The organism is Neptuniibacter sp. QD48_11, assembly GCF_047778095.1.
GTDB lineage: Bacteria > Pseudomonadota > Gammaproteobacteria > Pseudomonadales > Balneatricaceae > Neptuniibacter.
The window spans coordinates 1,646,490-1,670,976 of record NZ_CP180551.1 but is presented as its reverse complement, the minus strand read 5'-3'; the positions used below and the strand labels follow the sequence as shown (position 1 = coordinate 1,670,976).

Genomic DNA, 24,487 nt, shown 5'->3' with positions numbered 1-24,487 from the left:
TACATTGGAAAAATGTAAATCTCAATTCCCTTCTGATTCTTTAACTAACTCAGGCAACTCACCGCTTAAGTGAACAGTCGTAGTTGGGAAAGCAAATTCAGCACCCTTCTCTTCAACAATCTGCATTATCTGCATCATGACATCCTGCTTAATCTCGTGGAAACGAATCCAATCAGTCGTCTTGGTGAAGGTATAGATAAAGAAATCTAGCGAAGAAGGACCAAAACGATCTAAGTTAACAATCAACGTTTGTTGCTGGTCGATCTCAGGATGCATTCGAAGCATCGCTTTAACCGCTTTGATCACTTCTAAAACCTGAGCAGAATCATCGTAACGAATTCCAATATATTCGTAGATACGACGATTCGTCATTCGTGACGGATTTTCAACCGAGATGTTGGTGAAAGTAGAATTCGGCACGTATAACGGGCGCTTATCAAATGTACGAATTCGAGTCTGGCGCCAACCTATATCTTCTACGGTACCTTCGATCTGTTGATCAGGCGAACGAATCCAGTCACCCACTTTAAATGGACGATCTAGGTAAATCATCAAGCCACCAAAGAAGTTAGCCAAAAGATCTTTAGCAGCAAAACCAACCGCAATACCACCGATACCACCAAACGCCAAAATACCTGAGATACTGTAGCCATAGCTCTGCATAATGATCAGAACAATAATGATGGAAACAATTAAGCGTAGAAGCCTACCCAAGGCTCCAACTGTAGTTGGATCCATAGGTTTCTTCATACGATCTGGCATCACCAGAACTTGCTCTAACCGCTTTAGGAAGCGCAAGCATGACCACGCCAATAGAATCACAGGAACCAGTTTAGGTAACGGGTTATCATCACCCAGCACTTCAATGGCAAAGTTCTGTTCGAATAGCTGTATTAACCAATAACCTGCTGCCAACCAGATTAAAAACAGTGCCGGCCGGCTAAATGAATTCAGAAAAACATCGTCCCAAAGGATTTTAGTTTTTTCCGCTTGCTTCATTAACTGACTGATTGTTGAGCGCGCAACAAGATCAGCAACAACCGCAATCACACAAACAGCTACGGATAAGATGATCCATGCAGAATCACTATAGTCAGGAAAGTGCTCAGTTAATAACTGATTTAACATATCGATCATAACGTCACATCCAGCAAATCATTTGCAAGTACGCGAGCAGCACTTAAACGCTCCTCATCCCTATTCCACTCTTTACCTCTAAGAGAGGATATCTCTTTCAAAGGTTTGAAATCAGACGCTTCCAAGTACTTAAGGATATCCAATGTACCTTGGCGCTCATTACAACACAGCAAAGCCTGACAACCCGAAGCTATCGCCTTATCAGCACGCTCCGCATAACCACCTGCACTATGGGCCGCTTTCATACTCAGGTCGTCACTAAAGATAATTCCACCGAAGCCCATTTTCTTTCTCAAGGTCTCATCCAACCAGAAAGAGGAAAAACCGGCTGGAGAAGAATCGCACTCAGGATAAAGTACGTGCGCAAACATCATCGCTTCGAGTTTGTTATCAACGGCCTGCCTAAACGGCACCATATCGGTCTTCCATAACTCATCAAAAGATCGACCGTCTATAGCATCAGCATGGTGGGTATCTGCATCTGCCCAGCCATGACCAGGAAAATGCTTACCAGTAGCCGACATACCTGCTGAGCGCATACCCTCTATATACGCAGCAGAGAGCTCAGTCACTGTTTCATAGTCTTCACCAAACGCACGATTGCCGATTACCGTATTACGCCCGTAATCGACATCCAAAACCGGTGCGAAGCTCAGATCGACATCAAGCTGACGCAACTCCGCCGCCATCAGATAGCCAAGCTCTTTTACTGCAATAACGCCCTCTGAAGACCCTGAGAATCGTTTCGAAATTGCTTTGACCGGAGGCAGCACTGTAACCCCCTGCTTCAAACGCTGAACTCGACCACCCTCTTGATCGATACTAATCACAAGCTCTTCACGAATCGCTCGCATAGAAGCCACAAGTGCCTCAACTTGCTCTGCGTTTTCCGTATTACGTGCAAATAAAATAACGCCACCGATGAAAGGATGTTTTAGGAGATCCTTTTCTTCAGCGGTTAATTCCGTACCTTCAAGGTCTAGAAACAGAGTAACTTCAGACATAGAGATTATTCTTCAATTAAAACAGATGTACCGGCTGACACTTTCGAGAATAGCTGAATCAAATCGCTGTTTCTCATACGAATACATCCATGAGATTTAGCCACTCCCATAGGTTCCGTATCTGGCGTACCGTGTATGTAGACATAGCGCTGCATGGTATCAACTTCACCCAAGCGGTTACGACCAATTTCTAGACCAGAGAGCCACATGATCCGAGTTAGGATCCAATCACGATTAGGATAAGCATCAGCCAGCTCTTGCGAATAGATTTCGCCAGTTTGGCGTCGACCAACAAAAACAGCGTTTTCTTGAGCGTCCGAGCCGATCATAGCGCGAATATAGTGACGGCCTCTTGGCGTACAACCACTATTCTTTTGTTCGCCCGGACCATTAAGCGCTGTAGAAATGGCATAGCTCTGCAGCAGTTTTGTGCCGCTCGACAGTTCCAATGTTTGTCGAGCGATAGATACCCTAATGCAGAGCATAGGATTACAAACGGCAGAAGTAAGTTTTATCAGCACGCGCCTGAAGGCCAGCAGACAAAACAGGAATCATTCGATGTAGGATCTGCTCTACTTCTGCACTCCCTTGGAACTCGCGCTTTTCGATCGCATTGAGTGTATGGAAGTTCGACAAAGTAAAAGTAATGGAACCAAGAAGGAAATGAAGCCTCCAGAAAAACTCATCATCTTCCATCGGTGCAGAATCTTGACGTAGGAGCTTGATGAAAGGCTGAACTTTCTCACTATAACGTTCGATCAAGAAATCGCGCAGCTCTTCTTGATTCTTCATATAAGACAGCTCTAGCAGCCTCATAAATACAGATAGAGCATTGACGTTGTCGCGATTTACCAAAAGCAAAGCGCGCATCAGCATTTCTAAAAGCTCTTCGAGAGAAGGCTGTTGACCATCCGCATTAGCAAGACGTTGATCCAACATCAGGCCGAGTTCATCGCACAAGGGTTCTAGAAACTTTTCAGCAACGGCCTGAATCAAGCCTTTTTTCGAACCAAAATGGTAGTTGATAGCTGCTAAGTTAACGTCTGCGCGACTGGTTATCTGACGAACAGTTGTTTCAGCAAACCCCTGTTCAGCAAACAATGTTTCAGCAGCCTGCACAATACTTGCCGATGTTCCCTTGTGATGCATCAGTACTCCAAACCAGCGTTTCAAACAAATGATGGATGAATTATAACGATAATCACCCGTAATAAATCAAGTCATTATTGCGTGTAAATCTTTGTTTACTACCAATTTATGAAACAAGCTTACTTGTTACACGAATTGGTAAATTAGGAAGGAAGAATAACAAGGAGAAATGAATAGGAAATGAAAGCATAAAAACTAAGGAGGTGTTCATTTGGAATCACCTCCCCAGCCAAATAGATTAGCGATTAATGATGTTTTGGCGCGTTAAGCGGCTCCACCACTTTGTTAAAACCTTATCGCTAGAATCCGCAGCCATATCAGAGATCTTGTCTTGTAGCGTCTTCTTCTGTTCGTAACGAACTTCGAAAATATCACTCTCATCTGACGCATCCATTAAGTACTGATCGGATGTCATCAACTCATCAACTAAGTTGACATCAAGCGCCTGTTTGCCAAACCAAATTTCACCTGTAGCCACCTTATCGATATCAACAACGTCGCGGTACTCGTGCACAAAGTTCTTAAACAGCTCATGCGTTTCTTCTAACTCTTCCTTAAACTTCTCACGACCTTTATCAGTATTCTCACCAAACACAGTCAAAGTACGCTTATATTCGCCCGCTGTTAGCACTTCAAAATCGATATCGTTTTTCTTTAGCAACTTATGGAAGTTAGGCAACTGAGCGATCACACCGATAGAACCAACAATGGCAAATGGCGCAGCAATCAACTTGTCCGCTAAACACGCCATCATGTAACCGCCACTTGCTGCAACTCGATCTACACAGATCGTTAGAGGAATCTCTTTACGCTTGATACGCTCAATTTGAGAAGACGCAAGACCATACTCATGCACCATACCACCAGGACTCTCAAGACGGATCACAACTTCGTCCTGCGGCTCTGCCATCATCAAAACTGCTGACACTTCTTGACGGAAAGGTTCAACTTCACTTGCTTTAACATCACCATCAAAATCCAAAACGTAGATACGCTTACGACGTGGCTCATCTTCTTTCGGCGGGTTTTTCTTACGCGCTTTTTTCTCTTCTTTTTCTTTCTTTTTCTCTTCTTTCTGCATCGCTTTTAGCGTTTCTTTATCTAGAATCGCATCTTCTAGCGCTTCCTTCATATCCAAAAGCTCATCATTAAAATGAGTCACTTCAATCTCACCTTGATGACCATCTTTACGAGAACGAGAAGAAACAACAGCAATACCTGCAACAACCGCAATAATGGCAATAACAATAGTTACCGATTTAGCCAAAAACAGGCCGTATTCACTGAAAAATTCAACCACAGAGAAAACTCCGAAATAAACTATAAGTAGAAGGACCGCTAATGTATCATAAATCCCCCTTTTACCCACCCGTTTGAGATAACGTAGTAATGAGCCAAGAGATATCTGTTAGCAAAGTTGTTGAAAAATTACCGAGTCGATTTGTTTCTCAAAATGCTGTGGATCTTGAAGCTGTCTTTCAATTTGAACTAGAAGACGATCAAAACTTCTATATCGAAATTAAAGATGCTCAGTGTAACGTTTTAACGGGTGACCATGATGATCCAAATGTGACACTTATCATGGAAGCAGAAACAATGGTGAGTGTAATCAACGGTGAAAAAGATGGTATGAGCGCCTTCCTTTCTGGTCAGTTAAGAGCAGAAGGCAACATCATGTTAGCGACTAAACTTGGCAAATTATTTAGTCGAGAAAAACAAACAGATCAATAATTTACATCTCTTCTATAAACTTATCGATCAACTGCCTCGAGATAGTGAATTTGGGTGGAATGGTTGGCAGGTCATCAACACTAAACCAATCAGCTCTTAGAATCTCTTCACCGTCGGGCGTTATCTCACCCTCACTATAATCAGCCATAAAGCCAAGCATAAATGAGTGCGGGAAAGGCCATGATTGGCTGCAAACATACTTAATGTTTTTAACTTTAATTCCTACCTCTTCCATCACCTCACGCTCCACAGCGTGCTCTGCAGATTCCCCCGCTTCGATGAAGCCTGCCAAGGTACTGTAACGACCAGATTTAAACTTGCTGGAATGCGCCAAAAGGCATTTATCATCTTTGCGCACCAACACAATAATACAAGGCGAAAGGCGTGGGTATTGATGATGTCCGCAGGATGGACAAACCTTGGCAAGGTCCGCCTCATCCATAACCAGTTCAGTTGCACAGCGTGGACAGAACTTAAACGAGGCATGCCAAGTTATTACTTGAGCTGCAGCAGACAATATAGAGAACTCATCTTCGTTTTCAGTCTGCGACAAGGCTAAACGCAAATCCAACGCCTCCACAAATAAGCACTTACCCCTATCCTTTAAAACAGCAACTCGGTAAGACTTATTAGAAACCTCAGGCAAATCAAAACTGATCTCCACATCAAGTGATTCCAGCTCTATCTCTGAGAAAAGAAATCTGCCTTGTTGATCACAAAGTAGCGACTCTCCGAATGCTAAAAAGTAGTTTTTTTCCTGTAACCCCAAGATTTACCTCCATTTTTCGCACTGTAAAATCTATTTATGTACGAGTTTACAACTGCAGTAGAGCAGTCATAAAGGCATTAACTAGTAGTTTTTGCAACTCCATTCACAACTTAACAGCCATTTTAGTTAAAGATACGCCTATCAATAATCTTAGTCTTTAGATTTATAAGACCAACTGTTAGTCTATGCCAACCCAAATAAATAAGGGTTTTCCCTATAACGGCAGTAGCTGTTCTGATTATAGGAAACAGAGTAATGACCAACACATTATCACAAGCATTTACTAGAAACTTTCTAGGCAATTCACCTGTATGGTACAAGCTAGCGATTCTAGGTTTTTTGATACTAAATCCAATCCTTCTGGTTACCTTAGGGCCCGTAATTACAGGCTGGATCCTAATCTTTGAATTTATATTTACACTGGCTCTGGCATTAAAATGCTATCCCCTTCAACCTGGCGGCCTACTCGCTATTGAAGCCATAATTATTGGCCTCGCAAGCCCCGATTCCGTCGCTCATGAAATAGAAGCTAACCTCGAAGTCATCCTTTTACTGATGTTCATGGTGGCTGGCATCTACTTTATGAAGGATATGCTCCTCTGGGTGTTCACTAAAATACTCATTAAGGTTAGATCTAAAACCCTGCTCGCTCTACTCTTCTCTTTCTTCTCTGCATTCTTATCTGCTTTCCTCGACGCCCTTACTGTCACCGCTGTGCTGATCAGTGTAGGCGTCGGCTTTTATGCGGTTTATCACAAAGTCGCTTCGGGTAAGGCATATCACAATCCTGATCACGACCACGCCGATGATGAAGCTGTACATGCGAACCATCATGCCGATCTCGAAGAATTTCGTGCCTTCTTGCGAAGCTTACTTATGCACGGTGCTGTCGGTACAGCACTTGGGGGAGTATGTACGCTGGTTGGAGAGCCACAAAACCTATTAATAGCTGAAAAAGCCGGTTGGAGCTTTCTTGAATTCTTTTTACTTATGGCACCCATTACACTACCAGTGCTAGTTGCCGGCTTAGTTACTTGTGCCTTAGTAGAAAAAACTAAAATCTGTGGATATGGAGCACGCTTACCAAAAAACGTTAGGGATATTCTTTTAGATTTTGCGGCTGAACAGGATGGTAAGCGCTCCTTGCGCGACAAAGCGGCACTCTGCATCCAAGCCTTTGTTGCCGGCTTTTTAGTCTTTGCACTGGCTTTTCATGTTGCAGAAGTAGGTTTAATTGGCCTTACGATCATCATTCTTCTAACTGCCTTTAACGGCATTGTCGAAGAACATCAGATAGGAAAAGCATTTGAAGAGGCACTGCCCTTCACCGCGCTCTTAGTTGTATTCTTTTCAATCGTTTCAGTCATTCATGAAAACCATCTATTCCAACCAATTATCGAAGCAGTTTTAGCTTTACCGGTAGAACAACAACCGGGCGTATTTTTTATCGCCAATGGAGTACTTTCAGCTATCAGTGATAACGTGTTTGTCGCAACGGTTTATATCAATGAAGTCGTTGCAGCTTTGAATAGCGGCTCAATTACACGCGAGCATTTCAATTCGCTAGCCATTGCAATCAACACAGGCACCAATATCCCAAGTGTCGCAACACCCAATGGGCAAGCTGCATTTTTATTCCTGTTAACATCGGCCTTAGCACCACTTATCCGCCTCTCATACGGCAAGATGGTTGTTATGGCCCTGCCTTACACAATAGTGATGAGCGCTGTGGCATACACCTCCCTGCAGATGTATCTCTAGCCAACTATCTAAAAGTTAAAGGCCAGCATCCTCATGCTGGCCTTTAACTTTTAATAACAGCGAGTAAGACTTTACACTTTGAACTTAGACACCATCGCCTGAAGTTGTTTAGAAATATCGCTCACTTGATCATTTGCTCCTGCTGACTGTTTAGCACCTGCTGCAGTTTGTTCAAACCCTGCACTAATGCTTTCTAGATCCCTAGCGATATCGTCTGCGACTGCTGATTGCTGCTCTACAGCTCCTGCAACCTGAATGTTCATTTCACTGATCGCATTTATCGCATTATGTATTCGCTCTAGCGCCTCTGCAGTTTCCTCTGACTGTGCCACTGTTTGCTGTGACTGCGAGTAACTGGTTTCGATTGCTTTTACAGTATCTGCTGTACCGGATTGCAACCGCTGAATAATCTCTTGAATCTCAGTAGTAGAAGATTGCGTTCTTTGTGCTAACGTCCTTACTTCATCTGCTACAACTGCGAAGCCTCGACCTTGTTCACCAGCTCGCGCCGCCTCAATTGCAGCATTCAGCGCCAGCAAGTTGGTTTGTTCAGAGATATTCTGAATAACCCCAATAACTACTTCGATATCAGAACTACTTTGTTCAAGGGTTTTAATAAACTCTACCGTAGTTTCAAGGTTAGTCGCTAGATCTCCAATTTCCGTCAATGTCTTACTGATGGTCTGCTTACCTCTTTCTACCTCAGACAAGCCTTCATTTGATTGCGTGGCTGAATCGGTCGCATGACGTACCACCTCCTGAATACTCATAGCCATCTCATTAACTGCTGCAGCAATCGATGAAGTTTTAGCTTGTTGTTGATCAATAATATGTGAGGTCTCTTCTGATATCTGACTAGCAGAATCAGCATTAACGGAAAGGTCTTTACTAGTACTGATAATGTTACCAATAAGTGATTTAAGCATTTGCGACATTTCACTGACAGATCGATATATACCTGTATCGCCGCTTGATACGACCAAATCTCTAGATAGATCCCCTTCTGAAATGCTTCGTGTAATTGCTGCGATATCAGCAGGCTCACCACCGATGGGCTTACGAATTATCTTAGCGATAACCCACGACAAAACCACACCAACAACTATTGAAAACAATGAAAGCACAACAATCATAAAGACTGTATTTTCCGCCAACGCTTGTATCTCTGGGCCTAGAGCATCTTGGTCTTTCTTAACTGATAGTTTTACATCCTCTAAGTCTTTCGCAATAATTGGCCCAATTTTATTTAAGGTTCCATTGATTAAGCCATTTCGCTCTTCAATGATCTCAACCACTTTTGTGAAAGTAGATATGTACTGCTCGTGTTGCTGTTTGAATACCCGCAATGACTCTCTGCGAGTTGGGTTTTGAAGATTTTCATCCAACTTTTCAACAAAAGGCCATATTTTCTCTTGAAGCTCCTGCTTGGCCCTATCCTCATCAGCAGTAGCATTAGTAATAAGATACTTAGCTACATACAAACGACCTAGGAGTAAGTGCTCTTGGACCTGAGCGGCATAGAAGGCTGCGGTAATATCGTTATCTGCATAAGCCGACTTAATAATACTTGTCATCTGCTTACGCATTGATAGGCCTGAAGGATCAAGCTGATTTTTTACTAATCTATTTCGCTCTCTAAAGAGCTCAACTACTTTGCTAAAACCATTTTTATACTTGGTTAGATTTTGTGCAGATTTAGCAACTAATTCCGCGCGTTCAGGCTTTTGAATCTCAACTTTGGCTTCAGCCATAAAGCTTTCAACTTTCGCTAAACGACCATCGTATTGTTTGATCGACTCTTCACTGCGCTCATTTAGAAATTTTAGAACGCCTAAGCGGACCATCAGCATATTAGCCTGTAAACGACCCGCTAAGTTTGTATCACGAGCAAGACCACGATACTCGACTACGCCGTTATAAACGCTGTTGACGCCTACCCAAGAAGCAATCGAAATGACCGCAAGAAGAATGATGATCGAAGAAAAGCCCGCACTAATCTGAGCGGTTAGTTTAAGTTTCTGAAACATAATACAACTCGCTTCATGAGGCTCTTCCCTAAGGCTCGTGTAATTTTGTTTAAGGTTTAAACAACAGTGTAGTTCAGAAAATCTTAATGCAAGGGAGATTTTTAGTGAGGCCAGTTAATACAAGAAGTAAAAACCAGAATAAAACAGGCTAATTACAACCTGATCAAAAGCAATAAAACTACTTATATAAACCAAGCCGTTGTAACCTGATACACATAACAGGGAATTATTAATACTTACCAATAATCTGGATTATTAAAGGCCTTAACACAGCCTAATTTCCCATTTGAAGGCTCAATATCACGATCATTAAGCATCTGTGCAAGCCACCCCATTGGCTGACTCAATGGATAAGGTGGTTCGATTAACTCAATACTAACTTGTCTAAATCCAGTTTTTGAATAGAAAGCAGGATCGCCATAAGTAACCACCAGCTCTATGCCTTTTGCTTTTAATTGATCTAACCCATATCGGATCAGCTTTTGGCCAATGCCTTTTCCTTGGAAGCTGCTAGCAATAGCCATAGGTGACAACATAAACGCTAGAGCTTTATTCGGAAGGGTTAACCGGCTGAAGAATATAGCGCCAACTAGATAGCCACGCTCATGTGCACAAAATCCAAGAAGATCGTTTTGTGGAGTTTCGTCCACCAACTTGGTTACCAATTGCCTTAGCAACCGCCCTTCATGCTCACCAGCAGAAGCTGTAAAAACAGCTTCGAACAGATTTACAGTTTCCTGTACATTAATATAATTAAAAGCTGAATATTCCATTCAAACAGTCCTTAAATACTCATTTGAGTATGTCTAGCCACTAAATATCTAGCAACTAATCACTACAACCGTCCCGTTTTAATCGCCTGATGAATGCAATACTTAGCGACCACCTTATGAAATGGTTTTATCATCGCCATATAGATCTTGCCTGATTTAGTCTTCAAGTTTACCAAGGTCGATACCGCAAACTCATGATCTGAGGTTTTCATAACGGACAACCACATATCCATATTAGGCTCGTAGGCACCGCACACAACCTCACCATCAGTGACGAGTTCTATATTGAGAAAGCCCGCTTTTCTACCCTCCTCAATCTCATTCAAACTCAGCGACATTTCAGTAGAACTCGCCGAAAAACCAAACATTTTAACAACAGCATTTCTTATCTTGAGTGCTAACTGAATACTCTTAGGCATATAGCCAAAAATGCGATGATAAACATCCTTAGCATTCAAGCCGTTATGACGAACAGAAACTTGAAAGGAGTCTCGGTAATAGCTTTCGCTTTCCTTACCGTTGATTGTGGTTGTTGATGGAAATTCGATTTCTGAAATCATTGCGACTAGCCCTTATTCCTTATAGATCTAACTTTGCAGATTCATTTATGGCTGTTTTCTTTGTTTAAATCACCCAAAGGGCTGTTCTTTTCATAATCCGGACCAAAAAAAACACGCTGTAAAAAGCGTGTTTTTCTTAACCAATCTGAGATTAGATCTCAGTTTTCCCACCCATGTATGATTGCAGGGCTTCTGGAATTTGGATCTTGCCATCTGCAGTTTGGTAGTTTTCCATAACTGCTAGCAACGTACGACCTACCGCTAGACCAGAGCCGTTTAGCGTGTGCAGTAGCTCAGGCTTGCCTGTTTCTGGGTTTCTCCAACGCGCTTTTAGACGACGCGCTTGGAAGTCTGTCATGTTGGAAACAGAGGAAATCTCACGGTACTTATCTTGACCTGGCAACCAAACTTCGATGTCGTAAGTCTTAGCAGAGCTAAAGCCTAGATCGCCACCGCATAGTGTTACTACACGGTATGGTAGGTTTAGTTTCTGTAGGATCGCTTCGGCATGACGAATCATATCTTCTAGCGCGTCCCAAGATTTAGATGGCTCAACGATCTGTACCATCTCAACTTTTTCGAACTGGTGCTGACGGATCATACCGCGTGTATCACGACCAGATGAACCTGCTTCAGAACGGAAACAAGGCGTGTGCGCTGTGTACTTCATTGGCAGCTGAGCGGCATCAACGATTTCGTCACGAACGATATTTGTTACTGGTACTTCTGCCGTTGGGATCAGGTAGTACTGGCGATCACCGAACGGTACTTTAAACAGATCTTCACCAAACTTAGGTAGCTGACCGGTACCACGAAGGCTGTCTTCGTTAACCATGTAAGGCACGTAAGTTTCTGTGTAACCATGTTCTTCAATCTGTGTATCTAGCATGAACTGGATAAGCGCACGGTGTAGACGTGCCAATTTTCCCGTCATTACAGAGAAACGAGAACCGGTCAGTTTAGCAGCCGTTTCAAAATCTAGTTCGCCACTCTTTTCGCCAAGCGCAACGTGATCTTGCGGTTCGAAAGCGAATTCACGTGGTGTACCCCAACGGCGTACTTCTACGTTATCTTCTTCATCAGCACCTTCTGGTACTTCATCGCTTGGGATGTTGGGTACGCCAGAAAGCAACTCGTCTAGGTTGTCCTGTAGGCTGTTTAGCTCAGCTTTAGCTGCATCTAGTTTATTACCAAGATCAGCCACTTCTGCTAGCAATGGCTGGATATCTTCGCCAGCAGCTTTTGCTTTACCAATGCCTTTCGATCGTGTGTTTCGCTCGCTCTGTAGATTCTCAGTTTCAACCTGAAGCTGTTTACGCTGGTTTTCCAGCTCAACAAACTGATCAACCGGGAATTCAAAACCTTTTTTCTTCAGCAGCTGTGCTACTTCTTCCGGGTTAGCACGGACAATTTTTGCGTCGAGCATGAGCTTTTAAAACACCTATGTATAAAGATTAGAACAAGCGTGTAAACCAAAGGCCGCCATACATAGCAACCAAACACAGTAGAACGCTTAATAATATATAAATCGCAGCCGACATCATATGCCCTTGCTGCAGCATTGCGACAGTTTCTAACGAAAAAGTAGAAAAAGTTGTGAATGCACCCATGAAACCAACCATTAATAGCGGTCGCATCTCTGGACTGAGTTTTGATTTTTCTAGAATTAGAACGAATAACACGCCCATCAAAAAAGAGCCAACCACATTACAAGTTAGGGTGCCGTAAGGGATACGATGCTCAGCATTATTCAGTAAGCTACTTACCCAATAACGACCTAATGCACCCGCTGCACCACCGATGGCAATTGCTATGAGGTTTAACATCCCTTGATCCTTTCCCTGCGGTTATTCGTCTGAATAGCGTTTGAGAGGGCTTTGTTGATCAAGCTGTTTGAGGTGACGTAATTTTTCACCTATTTTCAGCTCCAAGCCTCTTTCTTGAGGATGATACCATTGCTGATCTGCAATTTCTGGCGGTAAATAAGATTCTCCAGCCGCATAGGAATCAGGTTCGTTATGCGCGTAGCGGTATTCATCACCGTAACCCATCTCTTTCATCAAGCTTGTTGGCGCATTTCGAAGATGAACCGGCACTTCATAGTCTTGCTGTGCTTTTACATCTGCCATGCATTGATTGAAAGCCTGATAAACGGCATTACTCTTGGGCGCAGAAGCACAGTAGATAGCCGCTTGCGCTATTGCCCTTTCACCTTCTGCGGGCCCAACGCGCTCAAACGCGTCCCATGCTGATAAGGCAACTTGCATAGCGCGTGGATCTGCATTGCCTATATCTTCGGAGGCGATTGCCACTAGCCGTCTTGCGATATATAACGGGTCGCAACCACCATCCAGCATTCGGCAATACCAATACAAAGCACCATCAGGTGATGAGCCTCGAACTGATTTATGAAACGCAGAGATCTGATCGTAAAAGATATCACCCTGCTTGTCGTAACGACGCCCTGTTGATCGCAATACCTCAGCAAGAACCTCTTCATTAATCACTTCAGTTCCATTCGCTTGTCTTTCGGCCAGATCCGTTGCGATCTCTAACAGATTTAGTGAACGTCTAGCATCACCGTCCGCAGCTTGTGCTAAGCGCACTAACATATCGTCGGTAATCTGGAAGTTTCGATTACCTAACCCTTTTTCGCTGTCGATAATTGCGCGGTGAAGTACCTCTAGAATCTCGATATCTTGAAGTGACTTTAAGGTGTATACCCTCGCACGCGAAAGTAAGGCGTTGCTCAACTCAAAAGATGGGTTTTCCGTGGTCGCACCCACAAAGATGATAGTGCCGTCCTCTACATAAGGCAGAAAGGCATCCTGCTGGGATTTGTTAAAGCGGTGAACCTCATCCACAAAGAGGATTGTTTTACGCCCATTTTGCATCGAATGCTGTTTAGCTTGTTCTACCGCGATACGAATATCTTTGACGCCAGATAAAACAGCTGAAAGGGTAATAAAGTGTGCATCAACATGATGCGCAATCAGCTTAGCGAGCGTTGTTTTCCCTACACCTGGCGGCCCCCAAAACACCATAGAATGGGCTACGCCCTGTTCTAGTGTGGTACGCAGTGGTTTGTCTGGCCCTAACAGATGGGACTGACCAATATATTCGGTCAGTGTTCTTGGACGCATACGAGCCGCTAAAGGCTCGTATGCAGGTGCTTGGGAAAATAGATCCACTCTATTCCTCAATATCTACAATGACGTCTGTTCCTTCTGGAACACGGAAATAAAAGCTTTGATTAGTCACTTCTGGGTTAAGTGTCTGCTCTGCAAATACAACAGATGTACGCTGTCCCAAAGAATCTTCCAACATCAGTTCAGAAATAACATTGCCTGCAAACGCTAAACGAATGCGGCTGAAGCTGTATTGATCAGATTTCGGTTTAAGATCGAAGATTTGCTCGCTTCCAGTATCTTCAACTAATCGAACGGCGTAAGTTTTCTGTAGTTCACCAATTTGGCCATTTAGAATCAAAGCAGGTGCACTGTCTTGCTGTGTATCTGCAGCTCTTTGTGTAACTTGCTCTAAATCAGGATCGTATATCCAAATATACTCGCCGTCAGATACAATCTCTTGCGGGAAAGGTTGCTGAGTTTCCCAGCGAAAACGATTCGGCTTCGCTAAAAGAAGACTGCCTTCTGTTTTCTGTGCTTCACGGCCATTTTCAGCCAAGGTAACTTGTTCAAACTTGGCTGAAAAGCTGTTGTAGCCTTGTAGTAGTTCATTCAGCTTATTGGCACCATCGGTTGCAGCCATGGCAACGCTACTACCTGCGATTAAGCAGGCTGATGCGGTATGAATAGCAAATTTCTTAATGTAACTCGTTAATCTCATACTCAAACCTTTAAGGTGATATTACATCTCACCGTTCGGAGATGGGGCTAATACTTCACGTTGCCCATTACTGCCCGCAGAACTCACAACACCAGCGGCTTCCATCGCCTCGACCATTCGAGCGGCGCGGTTATAACCAATTTTCAATTTACGCTGCACACTAGAAATTGAAGCTTTACGGGTTTCCAATACAAATGCGACCGCTTCGTCATATAGCGGGTCTTGCTCATCATCGAACAGCGAACCTGAACCTCCGCCGTCTGAAACAGCATCACCTTCCGTAATTTCAGTAATATAATCTGGCTGACCTAGCTTCTTCCACGCCTCTACAACACGATGCACTTCATCATCGCTTACAAATGCACCATGAACACGGTTTGGCAAACTTGTACCTGCTGGTAGATAGAGCATGTCACCCCAACCCAGCAGGTGCTCTGCACCGGACTGATCCAAGATTGTTCTGGAGTCGATTCTTGAAGATACCTGGAAGGCGATACGCGTTGGGATATTCGCCTTAATTAGACCGGTAATAACATCAACCGATGGGCGTTGTGTTGCTAGGATTAAGTGAATCCCTGCAGCACGGGCCTTTTGTGCGATACGTGCGATTAGCTCTTCTACCTTTTTACCCACGATCATCATCATGTCGGCGAATTCATCGATCACGACAACGATGTACGGTAGTGGTTCTAGCTCAGGTGCCGGCGTGCCGAATGGCTCACCATGTTCTTCTGCATTCCAAAGCGGATCTAAGAGAGGCTCACCTTTCTTACGCGCTTCTTCAATCTTATCGTTAAAGCCTGCTAGGTTACGTACACCCATCTTAGCCATAAGACGGTAACGTCGCTCCATCTCGCCTACACACCAACGCAGACCCGATGCAGCATCTTTCATGTCGGTAATAACTGGCGTTAATAGATGCGGAATACCTTCGTAGATTGAAAGCTCCAACATCTTAGGGTCGACTAGGATTAAACGCACCTCTTCTGGTGTTGCTTTGAATAGCAACGATAGAAGCATGGCGTTTACACCGACCGATTTACCCGAACCTGTTGTACCCGCCACCAGCAAGTGAGGCATTTTGGCAAGGTTTGCTACCACAGGATTACCCGCAATATCGTTACCTAAACCAATTGTTACTTTAGAACCGGCTGAAAGGTACGGTTTAGAACTCAGTACTTCGCTTAGATGTACGGTTAGACGAGATTCATTTGGTATCTCAATACCGACTACCGACTTACCTGCAATAACCTCAACCACACGCACACTGGTCACCGCCATAGAACGCGCTAGGTCTTTGGCTAGGTTAGTAATTTTGCTGGCTTTAACACCCGGAGCTGGCTGGATTTCAAATCGTGTAATTACCGGGCCGGGGTTTACCTCAACTACCTCCGCAATTACGCCAAAGTCTTTTAGCTTGCTTTCAAGTAAGCGAGACATCTGCTCTAACTCATCTGGCGAGTAACCCGTATCTGTATTCAGTTCAGGTGGGTCTAGCAGCTCTAATGGCGGTATCTTGCGTGCAGGTTTACGTTTTGGAGCACCCGCTTCATCTAAACCAAGCTCTTTATCTTGCATTGGCTTATGTGTTTCAGACAACGGTACAATTTTAACCTGCGGTTTAGCGTCTTCTGCTACTGGTGGAGTGGCAACTTGAGCAGGTGTTGAAACAGGGTGCAAAACTTCAGGCTCTTGCGCCACTTGTTGTGAAGGTTCCGCTTGCACTGGTTCAGACGCTGTCAGAATTTCACCCGTTTCAGTATCAATCTGTTCTTCGATCAGCTGCTCAACTTTAGGTTCCTGACCAGTATGCTGTGGTCTCACTAAAGGAACTTCCTCAGCTGCTGCTTCCGTATTTTCAGCAGTATCAGTTACACCTGTTGCACTAAATCGAGAAGCAAATTTCTCTTCGATCGTGGCTGGTTTAGCACTATCAGAGAAACTTGGTTCAATACGGTCATTAACTAATGGAGGCGCCGGCTCTTCGAATTGATCTTTTATGTAGTCCCTTTGCAGAGTCGCTTCGGCTTTAGAAAGCTCATCATCAGATAGATCTAGAGAAGCTTCTGTTTCTTCTTGTTGCGGTAAAACAGACTCAGTCGATTTAACAACCTTCTGCCCTACTCGCTCCAGAACTGTACCCCACCCCATTTCTAACAATAGGGTTAATCCAAACAAAAGTAGTGCAAATAACACTAAAGAGCTGCCTAAAACACTCAATAGAGAGACAGCTAAGTCAGAAACCGCTTCACCTAAAATACCACCTGCAGTGAAAGGATAATCTAAACCAGTGTTAGAGATATGGGTAGCACTTAACGCACTGAAAGCCGTTAAAAACAGCAATGCGCCCGTTAAACGCAGCATAAAGAAAGGGATAACATCCAAAGCACCGCTATGCTTTCTAAACAAGAAACGACCGGTTTGATACAAAATTAGAATAGGTATAAAAAACGCAGCTAGTCCCAAGCCCGAAATAAGAAGGTCTGCTATCCAAGCACCTACTGGCCCCGCTAAATTGCTAATTTCTGGCTGATAGCCAAGGTGTGACCATCCTGAATCCTTTGGGTTAAATCCAAATAAAGCCACAATCAAAAACAGGCTGACCGTAACAACAACGATTAAACTCGATTCACGGCTGATTCTTACAAGTAATTCGGGAAAATTTAAACGTTGTCCGTTGTCGGTCGCGCTCAAGGGTGAAGCTCCATAGATCTGTATTAAAAAACCAATGACTACAATAACATAATTTAATCCGCGACTAACGGTTGAAGCACATTGGTTTATAATTCATAGTTACTATATGCAGGTTTTCTTTACTCTTATCTGTAATATATCTGCACTGAATTTATACTAAGCTTTTGTATCTGAATTATTTCAATGGATGCGCCCTATGTCTCTGACCAATTTACATACAGATAACCGCCGTGCTTTAACCTTCCCAATTGGTTCTAGTATGTATGGTATCGATGTCAGCAACATTCTTTCGTTTTCAGATAGCTTCGGTGAAATTAAGTATGCCACTGAGCACGTTGACGGATTTATCGGCTACTTAGATTTCCGTAATACACTAGTTCAAGTCTTTGAATGTGCTACATCTCTTGCACACAACAAAGAAAGAGACACGATTTTTGAGCTTATCGCTGAAATCAAAGTTTATCAGCAAGCCCATATTGACTGGATGGATGCACTTGAGCACTCGATTCGTTCTGGTGAACCTTTCAACAAAGCTAGAGATCCTCATGCATGCGCATTCGGCCAATGGTTTTACAGTTATAAAACAGAAGATGACGGCTTAAGAGCGCTGCTCGATAAAATTGAACAGCCCCATAAAGATATCCACTCTTTGGGTGATAAGCTTTTAGATATGACTTCAGCTGGCAATCAAGATGAAGCGGTTGAAATGCTTCGTATTGAGCGCCAGACCTCTCTAAAAAAACTACTACGCACCCTTGGACATATTCAGGATTACCTCAAAAACAGCATCCACCCTATCGTTTTACATCTCACCAAAGATGGCCGAACACCTTGGTTCTCAATGGTATTGGATAATATCGGTGATATTATCGACTACTCTCCGGTAGCCATGGACAATCTAAAAAAGATCGATCAAAGCACACCTATCGAAGGTTATGTAAGAGACCCTTCTGGTGAAAGCTTTATGATGCTGTCATTAGAACAATTCTATGAACACGCCAGTGCAAAACTTAGCATGGCGGGTTGATATTTTCTCAGTGCACCCCATTTATACACTCATAACTTTTTAACGGATTCATTTTTTACTATGAGCGACGTACAACATCACCAGTTAATTATTCTTGGAAGCGGCCCTGCGGGCTACACAGCAGCCGTTTACGCAGCACGTGCAAACTTAAACCCAGTTGTCATTACCGGTATGCAGGCTGGCGGCCAGCTAACAACTACAACCGACGTGGACAACTGGCCTGGTGACGTTGATGGTGTTCAGGGTCCTGAATTAATGCAGCGTATGCAACAGCACGCTGAGCGTTTCGATACTCAAGTAATCTTTGATCATATCAACGAAACTGACCTTCAAAACCGCCCTTTCCGTCTAAAAGGTGACATGGGTGAGTACACCTGTGATGCGCTGATCATCTCTACAGGCGCTTCTGCTCAATACCTAGGCCTACCTTCTGAAGAAGCGTTTGCAGGTAAAGGTGTATCTGCATGTGCTACATGTGACGGTTTCTTCTACCGTGGCCAGAAAGTGGCTGTTGTCGGTGGTGGTAACACAGCCGTAGAAGAAGCACTTTACCTATCAAACATCGCTGAAGAAGTAACGCTAATTCACCGTCGTGATTCTTTGCGTTCTGAAAAGATCCTACAGGACAAGATCCTTGATCGTGCTGAAAACGGCAACATCAACATCATCTGGAACCACACACTTGAAGAAGTTGTAGGTGATGATTCTGGTGTTACGGGCCTTCGCCTTAAGAGCACAACAGATGGCGCTGAGCAGAACTTAGATGTTGCTGGCGTATTTATCGCAATTGGTCACAAGCCAAACACAGATATCTTCGAAGGCCAGCTAGAAATGAAAGATGGCTACCTTAAGATTCAATCAGGCCTTGAAGGTAACGCAACTCAAACATCTGTAGAAGGTGTTTATGCTGCAGGTGACGTATGCGACCACATCTACCGTCAGGCTATCACATCAGCTGGTTTCGGCTGCATGGCTGCGCTTGATGCAGAGCGCTACCTAGACGATCTAGAAAAATAAGTGAGACCGAAGCTGCCTTCATGGCAGCTTCTTTTTTTATGCTTCCTTGGTTACAAGATTCAACAGATCCATTTCCACCGATCGATCAAGCTTTAGAAGATCCTAATGGATTATTAGCGGCAGGTGGTGATTTAACGCCTGAACGCTTAGTTTCTGCTTATCGAATGGGCATTTTCCCTTGGTATAGCCCTGGCGAGCCGATTCTATGGTGGAGCCCGAGTCCGCGCTGTGTCATTACCCCACAAGAACTGCATGTTTCGCGCAGTATGCGTAAACGCCTCAAAAAAGATGACTACAGGGTCGAGTTTGATAAAAACTTTGCTGCAGTGATAGCGGCTTGCGCAGAACCACGCAAAGGTGAAGATGGGACTTGGATTACCCGTGATATACAAAATGCCTATAACCACCTACATAAACTGGGCGTTGCCCACTCTGTAGAGGTGTACATGGAGGGAGAGCTGGTCGGCGGTCTGTATGGTTTAGCAATCGGAAAACTATTCTTTGGCGAATCTATGTTTAGCCGAAAACGCGATGCCTCTAAAATCGCGTTGATAAAAATGGTCGAACAGCTGGAAAAGTGGGGCTATGCTTTAATTGACTGCCAGGTAAGCAATGAACACCTGTTTTCTCTAGGTGCTTATGAGATACCGAGAGAGTCATTTCAAAGTTATTTGGATAAATACCTTGATCAACCGCTCGACCATAGCTGGCAGTTTGAAACACATGGCGATTAATTGGAGTTAAGTGTGACGAACCTTAGGACTTTGCACTTTTATGCCACACCAGAACACGATTGCAGCTATTTAGAAAATAAAACAGCTAAAACTCTGTTTGTAGACCCGCATGCTGAAATAGACCAGTACACCTACGGTCAGCTCTCCGACTTGGGCTTCCGTCGTAGTGGTAAGCATATCTATCGTCCTCACTGTGAAGACTGCAATGCGTGCATCTCCGTTAGAATTCCTTTAGCAATTTTCCAGCTTAAGAAAAGCCAAAAACGGATAATTAATAAAAACAAAGACTTAACTGTAACTGCTAAACCTGCACAGTTTACTGAAGAGTATTACACCCTCTACTCACGCTACATCAATGAACGTCACCAAGATGGTGATATGTACCCACCAAGTCTCGACCAATTTAACTCATTCTTAGTCGAAGCTGATGAACATACGCAATTTCTAGAATTCCGAGACGAAGATTCTAATCTGCTCGCCGTCAGCGTAATTGATCGCCTCCAGAAAGGCTTATCTGCCATTTATACTTTTTATGATCCATCTTTCCCTAAACGTAGCTTAGGTACTTACTGTATCTTATGGCAGCTTCAATATTGCCAAGATAATGGCTTAAATTATTTATATTTGGGCTATTGGGTTAAAGAGTGTCGTAAGATGAGCTACAAAGTCGCATTTCGACCATTTGAGCTCCTCATTGATGGCTACTGGACGCTAGTAAAACCCGAATAACCTGCATATATATAAACAAAACCGTATGTTGCCGTAATTGTCTTTGATAATGCCTTTTTTTTCAGGCACAATACCGCGCAATTATTCGGTCCAGAGTTTCTGGAGATCCTCAACAAGGTAGAGAATTAATGGCTAAAGAAGATAGCATTGAAATGGAAGGCACCGTGGTTGACACGCTCCCGAACACTATGTTCCGTGTTGAGCTGGAAAACGGCCACGTTGTTACTGCACACATCTCAGGTAAGATGCGTAAAAACTACATCCGTATCCTGACTGGCGATAAAGTTAAAGTAGAACTAACTCCATACGACCTAAGCAAAGGCCGTATCGTTTATCGCGCGCGTTAATCATTGCTTTCTCCCTGCTTCGCAGGAAAGAATTTAAAAAGGCAGCCTAATGGCTGCCTTTTTTGTGTCTCGAAAGACCTGCTTATGCGCAGGTCATCGCTTCTACACTTATCTCACCATCAGCATCGACACTAATAGCAACTTCACCACCCTCTTCGGATAGTTCGCCAAATAGAATCATCTCAGCTAACGGCTTCTTCAGTTTCTCTTGAATCAAGCGTTTCATTGGGCGCGCACCCATCTGCTCGTCGTAGCCCTTCTCAGCAAACCAAGTACGGGCCTCATCATCTAGATGCAGCACTACACGCTTATCTTCCAACTGAACTTGAAGCTCAGCAAAGAACTTATCAACCACACCTTTAATAATGCCAGTTGTAAGCGCTTTGAACTGAATAATGCCATCAAGACGGTTTCGGAACTCCGGCGTGAACATCTTACGTATAGCAGCCATACCGTCAGAAGCATGGTTTTGCTTAGTAAAACCAATCGAAGCTCGGCTCATATCTTCCGCACCGGCATTGGTAGTCATCACCAAGATCACGTTACGGAAATCTGCTTTACGACCATTGTTGTCAGTCAAAGTACCGCTATCCATCACTTGAAGTAACAGATTAAAGACTTCTGGATGCGCCTTCTCGATCTCATCAAGTAACAGAACACAATGCGGAGACTTAGTAATCGCCTCTGTCAGTAAGCCACCTTGGTCATAGCCAACATAACCCGGAGGTGCACCAATCAAACGCGATACTGTATGACGCTCCATGTACTCGGACATATCAAAGCGAACTAGCTCAATACCCATGATACGTGCAAGCTGCTGAGTCACTTCTGTTTTACCCACACCGGTTGGACCAGCAAACAAGAAGCAACCTACAGGCTTATCTGGTTCTTTAAGACCCGCTCGGGAAAGCTTGATCGCAGAAGATAGCGTATCGATCGCTTCGTCTTGCCCAAGAACAACCATCTTGAGATTGCTATCCAGCTTTGCCAACTGATTCTTATCAGAGGCAGAAACGCTTTTAGGTGGTATACGGGCAATCTTAGCGACAATCGCTTCAATATCTTCCGTACCGATCTCTGCTTTACGCAGTTCTTTTGGCAATAGACGCTGATAAGCCCCGGCTTCATCAATCACATCGATTGCTTTGTCGGGCATGTGCTTATCGTTGATGTAGCGACCAGCTAACTCCGCAGCTGCACGAAGTGCTTCATCGCTGTATGCAAGATCATGGTGTTCCTCAAAGCGACCTTTAAGCCCTTTAAGAATCGCATAAGTATCTTCGATACTTGGCTCAAGGACATCCACTTTCTGGAAACGACGCGCTAATGCACGATCTTTCTCAAATATTCCGCGGAATTCTTGGAAAGTAGTAGAACCGATACAACGGATCTGACCTGAACTTAGCAGTGGTTTAAGTAGGTTTGATGCATCCATCGAGCCACCAGACGCTGCACCAGCACCGATAATGGTATGAATCTCATCAATAAATAGAATCGCGTGATCTTTGCCTTTGATCTCGTTTAAGAGACCTTTCAGGCGTTTCTCGAAATCACCACGGTATTTAGTACCGGCAAGCAAAGCACCCAGATCAAGTGAATATACGATCGACTCTTTGATTATTTCAGGTACTTTATCTTCAACGATCAGCTTCGCTAGACCTTCGGCAATCGCTGTTTTACCTACACCCGCCTCACCAACAAGTAGAGGATTGTTCTTACGACGGCGAGATAGAATCTGAACGACACGCTCGACTTCGGAATCACGCCCTACAAGTGGGTCGATTCGGCCACTTTCAGCTTCTGCATTTAGATTGATCGCATATTTAGCGAGCGGGCTATCATCCTTCTCTTCGCCAGCGGCTTCACTTTCAACCGAAGAATCAGAATGCTCGTGGTCGTGCTCTGACATTTTAGAAATGCCATGCGAGATGTAATTGACCGTATCGATTCGCTCAATGCCATGCTGCTGTAGAATATAAACAGCCTGACTCTCCTGCTCACTGAAAATCGCTACGAGTACGTTGGCTCCGGTAACTTCATTCTTACCAGATGACTGAACATGGAACACCGCACGCTGAAGTACTCGCTGAAATCCGAGTGTAGGCTGCGTTTCCAAATCAGGTAATGTTTCTGATAGTAAAGGCGTGGTTTCTTCGATGAATGAAGAAAGGTTCTGCCTTATACCTTCAAAGTTAGCACCACAGGCTGCAAGAACTTCATGCGCCTCATAATTATCCAACAACGCCAGCAACAAATGTTCGACAGTTATAAATTCATGTCGCTTTTCCTTTGCGGCCTGGAAAGCTGCACTGAGCGTGTCTTCGAGTTCTCGGTTTAACATAACGGTTCCTCTTCAGACTTTCTCGACTTCACATAGCAGTGGGTGATTATTATCTCTCGCATATTGATTAACTATAGCTGCTTTCGTATCAGCTACATCACGGGTAAAAATTCCACATACTCCTTTCCCTTGAGTATGGACCGATAACATAACTTGTGTAGCTTTTTCTTGGTCCATATTAAAAAACATCATGAGCACAGCCACGACGAAATCCATTGGAGTGTAGTCGTCATTCATTAAAACCACACGATACATCGATGGTTTCTTAAGTTGCGGCTTTGCTTCTTCCGTGGCTAATCCGTGATCATGATCAAAATCTTCATGTTCATCTTCATTAGACATTCGAATTACTTTTTGTTCAAAATCAATAGACATCTAACAATCTTCTAAATTTACGCTAATATTTACTACTGAACAGTGATTGTACACTTGTCACATATTCTGTGTGTGGTGCTATAATCAGAATAGCAGGATAGGCACGGCCCCAGTAGTACCTGCAACTTTTAGGGGACAACCTTTAGCCACTATTCTAGCAGCTAAAGGAAGTACGTTCAGGTTAGTAATCCAATTGTAGTTTTGGATACGGGAGTTAGTTATGCAGACAGGGAAAGTAAAGTGGTTCAACAATTCGAAAGGATATGGATTTATCCTGTCAGATGAACATGAAGAGGATCTCTTTGCTCATTATTCTGCGATAGAAGTAGATGGCTATAAGAGTCTCAAAGCGGGCCAACAAGTTGAGTTTGAAACCCAGCCGGGTCCAAAAGGTACTCACGCCGTTCAAATCAAACCTTTAGCAACCCAGTAATAAAAAGGTTAAATCGATAGACTAAAAAAC

At 43.8% G+C, this 24,487-nt stretch carries 24 protein-coding genes; 8 read left to right on the top strand and 16 right to left on the bottom strand.

Going from position 1 to position 24,487, the window contains the following annotated elements:
* Positions 1 to 21: 21 nt before the first annotated feature.
* The 5 genes from ACMXYU_RS07630 to sohB all read right to left on the bottom strand — a co-directional run bounded on the left by ACMXYU_RS07630 (position 22) and on the right by sohB (position 4,590).
* Complete coding sequence (locus ACMXYU_RS07630; RefSeq protein ID WP_415900985.1) at positions 22 to 1,137, bottom strand: mechanosensitive ion channel family protein; 1,116 nt, start codon at positions 1,135 to 1,137, stop codon at positions 22 to 24.
* The gene (gene nagZ / locus ACMXYU_RS07625; protein ID WP_415900984.1) at positions 1,134 to 2,141 is read right to left on the bottom strand and encodes a beta-N-acetylhexosaminidase; all 1,008 of its coding nucleotides are present in this window, start codon (positions 2,139 to 2,141) and stop codon (positions 1,134 to 1,136) included. The genes ACMXYU_RS07630 and nagZ overlap by 4 nt, the downstream gene beginning before the upstream one ends.
* Positions 2,142 to 2,146: 5 nt before the next feature.
* On the bottom strand, positions 2,147 to 2,626 hold the full coding sequence (locus ACMXYU_RS07620; RefSeq protein ID WP_415901108.1) for a L,D-transpeptidase family protein: 480 nt from the start codon (positions 2,624 to 2,626) through the stop codon (positions 2,147 to 2,149).
* A gap of 4 nt (positions 2,627 to 2,630) precedes the next feature.
* Positions 2,631 to 3,290 (bottom strand): TetR/AcrR family transcriptional regulator, encoded by a 660-nt coding sequence (locus ACMXYU_RS07615; RefSeq protein WP_415900983.1) that lies wholly within the window; start codon positions 3,288 to 3,290, stop codon positions 2,631 to 2,633.
* A gap of 238 nt (positions 3,291 to 3,528) precedes the next feature.
* Positions 3,529 to 4,590, bottom strand: coding sequence for a protease SohB (sohB, locus tag ACMXYU_RS07610; RefSeq protein ID WP_415900982.1), 1,062 nt, complete (start codon positions 4,588 to 4,590; stop codon positions 3,529 to 3,531).
* Between the two features lie 89 nt (positions 4,591 to 4,679).
* Between sohB and ACMXYU_RS07605 the strand changes: the two genes are divergently transcribed.
* Positions 4,680 to 5,021, top strand: coding sequence for an SCP2 sterol-binding domain-containing protein (locus tag ACMXYU_RS07605; RefSeq protein WP_415884859.1), 342 nt, complete (start codon positions 4,680 to 4,682; stop codon positions 5,019 to 5,021).
* 1 nt (position 5,022) lies between these two features.
* Here ACMXYU_RS07605 and nudC read toward each other — a convergent pair whose 3' ends face one another.
* Positions 5,023 to 5,790, bottom strand: a complete 768-nt coding sequence (gene nudC / locus ACMXYU_RS07600) for an NAD(+) diphosphatase (RefSeq protein ID WP_415900981.1) — start codon at positions 5,788 to 5,790, stop codon at positions 5,023 to 5,025.
* 255 nt (positions 5,791 to 6,045) lie between these two features.
* On the opposite strand from nudC, the gene nhaB reads away from it, so the two are divergent.
* Positions 6,046 to 7,551 (top strand): sodium/proton antiporter NhaB, encoded by a 1,506-nt coding sequence (gene nhaB, locus ACMXYU_RS07595; protein WP_415900980.1) that lies wholly within the window; start codon positions 6,046 to 6,048, stop codon positions 7,549 to 7,551.
* Between the two features lie 71 nt (positions 7,552 to 7,622).
* On the opposite strand, the gene ACMXYU_RS07590 is transcribed toward nhaB, so the two are convergent.
* The 8 genes from ACMXYU_RS07590 to ACMXYU_RS07555 all read right to left on the bottom strand — a co-directional run bounded on the left by ACMXYU_RS07590 (position 7,623) and on the right by ACMXYU_RS07555 (position 17,454).
* The gene (locus ACMXYU_RS07590; RefSeq protein WP_415900979.1) at positions 7,623 to 9,578 is read right to left on the bottom strand and encodes a methyl-accepting chemotaxis protein; all 1,956 of its coding nucleotides are present in this window, start codon (positions 9,576 to 9,578) and stop codon (positions 7,623 to 7,625) included.
* A gap of 236 nt (positions 9,579 to 9,814) precedes the next feature.
* A complete protein-coding gene (locus ACMXYU_RS07585) occupies positions 9,815 to 10,351 on the bottom strand; it encodes a GNAT family N-acetyltransferase (RefSeq protein ID WP_415900978.1) in 537 nt (178 codons plus the stop codon).
* Between the two features lie 62 nt (positions 10,352 to 10,413).
* The gene (locus ACMXYU_RS07580) at positions 10,414 to 10,911 is read right to left on the bottom strand and encodes a DUF2867 domain-containing protein (RefSeq protein WP_415900977.1); all 498 of its coding nucleotides are present in this window, start codon (positions 10,909 to 10,911) and stop codon (positions 10,414 to 10,416) included.
* 151 nt (positions 10,912 to 11,062) lie between these two features.
* The gene (serS, locus tag ACMXYU_RS07575) at positions 11,063 to 12,337 is read right to left on the bottom strand and encodes a serine--tRNA ligase (protein ID WP_415900976.1); all 1,275 of its coding nucleotides are present in this window, start codon (positions 12,335 to 12,337) and stop codon (positions 11,063 to 11,065) included.
* Between the two features lie 28 nt (positions 12,338 to 12,365).
* Positions 12,366 to 12,737, bottom strand: coding sequence for a fluoride efflux transporter CrcB (gene crcB, locus ACMXYU_RS07570; RefSeq protein WP_415900975.1), 372 nt, complete (start codon positions 12,735 to 12,737; stop codon positions 12,366 to 12,368).
* A 21-nt stretch (positions 12,738 to 12,758) separates the two neighbouring features.
* Positions 12,759 to 14,054 carry a replication-associated recombination protein A gene (locus tag ACMXYU_RS07565; protein WP_415901107.1) on the bottom strand — a complete coding sequence of 432 codons (1,296 nt, stop codon included), beginning with the start codon at positions 14,052 to 14,054 and terminating at the stop codon, positions 12,759 to 12,761.
* Between the two features lie 49 nt (positions 14,055 to 14,103).
* Complete coding sequence (lolA, locus tag ACMXYU_RS07560; protein WP_415900974.1) at positions 14,104 to 14,760, bottom strand: outer membrane lipoprotein chaperone LolA; 657 nt, start codon at positions 14,758 to 14,760, stop codon at positions 14,104 to 14,106.
* Between the two features lie 21 nt (positions 14,761 to 14,781).
* Positions 14,782 to 17,454, bottom strand: a complete 2,673-nt coding sequence (locus ACMXYU_RS07555) for a DNA translocase FtsK 4TM domain-containing protein (RefSeq protein ID WP_415900973.1) — start codon at positions 17,452 to 17,454, stop codon at positions 14,782 to 14,784.
* A gap of 196 nt (positions 17,455 to 17,650) precedes the next feature.
* Between ACMXYU_RS07555 and ACMXYU_RS07550 the strand changes: the two genes are divergently transcribed.
* The 5 genes from ACMXYU_RS07550 to infA all read left to right on the top strand — a co-directional run bounded on the left by ACMXYU_RS07550 (position 17,651) and on the right by infA (position 21,308).
* Positions 17,651 to 18,481, top strand: a complete 831-nt coding sequence (locus tag ACMXYU_RS07550) for a CZB domain-containing protein (protein ID WP_415900972.1) — start codon at positions 17,651 to 17,653, stop codon at positions 18,479 to 18,481.
* A gap of 60 nt (positions 18,482 to 18,541) precedes the next feature.
* Entirely contained in the window at positions 18,542 to 19,498 is a 957-nt protein-coding gene (trxB, locus tag ACMXYU_RS07545; RefSeq protein WP_415891580.1) for a thioredoxin-disulfide reductase, read from the top strand.
* A gap of 20 nt (positions 19,499 to 19,518) precedes the next feature.
* A complete protein-coding gene (aat, locus tag ACMXYU_RS07540; protein WP_415900971.1) occupies positions 19,519 to 20,232 on the top strand; it encodes a leucyl/phenylalanyl-tRNA--protein transferase in 714 nt (237 codons plus the stop codon).
* A gap of 12 nt (positions 20,233 to 20,244) precedes the next feature.
* The gene (locus tag ACMXYU_RS07535; RefSeq protein ID WP_415900970.1) at positions 20,245 to 20,961 is read left to right on the top strand and encodes an arginyltransferase; all 717 of its coding nucleotides are present in this window, start codon (positions 20,245 to 20,247) and stop codon (positions 20,959 to 20,961) included.
* Positions 20,962 to 21,089: 128 nt separating this feature from the next.
* Positions 21,090 to 21,308 (top strand): translation initiation factor IF-1, encoded by a 219-nt coding sequence (gene infA, locus ACMXYU_RS07530; RefSeq protein WP_027853708.1) that lies wholly within the window; start codon positions 21,090 to 21,092, stop codon positions 21,306 to 21,308.
* Positions 21,309 to 21,390: 82 nt separating this feature from the next.
* Here infA and clpA read toward each other — a convergent pair whose 3' ends face one another.
* Both clpA and clpS read right to left on the bottom strand, forming a co-directional pair.
* A complete protein-coding gene (gene clpA / locus ACMXYU_RS07525) occupies positions 21,391 to 23,649 on the bottom strand; it encodes an ATP-dependent Clp protease ATP-binding subunit ClpA (protein ID WP_415900969.1) in 2,259 nt (752 codons plus the stop codon).
* Between the two features lie 12 nt (positions 23,650 to 23,661).
* Positions 23,662 to 24,024, bottom strand: a complete 363-nt coding sequence (clpS, locus tag ACMXYU_RS07520; RefSeq protein WP_415900968.1) for an ATP-dependent Clp protease adapter ClpS — start codon at positions 24,022 to 24,024, stop codon at positions 23,662 to 23,664.
* 220 nt (positions 24,025 to 24,244) lie between these two features.
* Here clpS and cspD point away from each other — a divergent pair, with 220 nt between their 5' ends.
* Positions 24,245 to 24,457 carry a cold shock domain-containing protein CspD gene (gene cspD, locus ACMXYU_RS07515; RefSeq protein WP_415884879.1) on the top strand — a complete coding sequence of 71 codons (213 nt, stop codon included), beginning with the start codon at positions 24,245 to 24,247 and terminating at the stop codon, positions 24,455 to 24,457.
* The last annotated feature ends 30 nt before the right edge of the window (positions 24,458 to 24,487 follow it).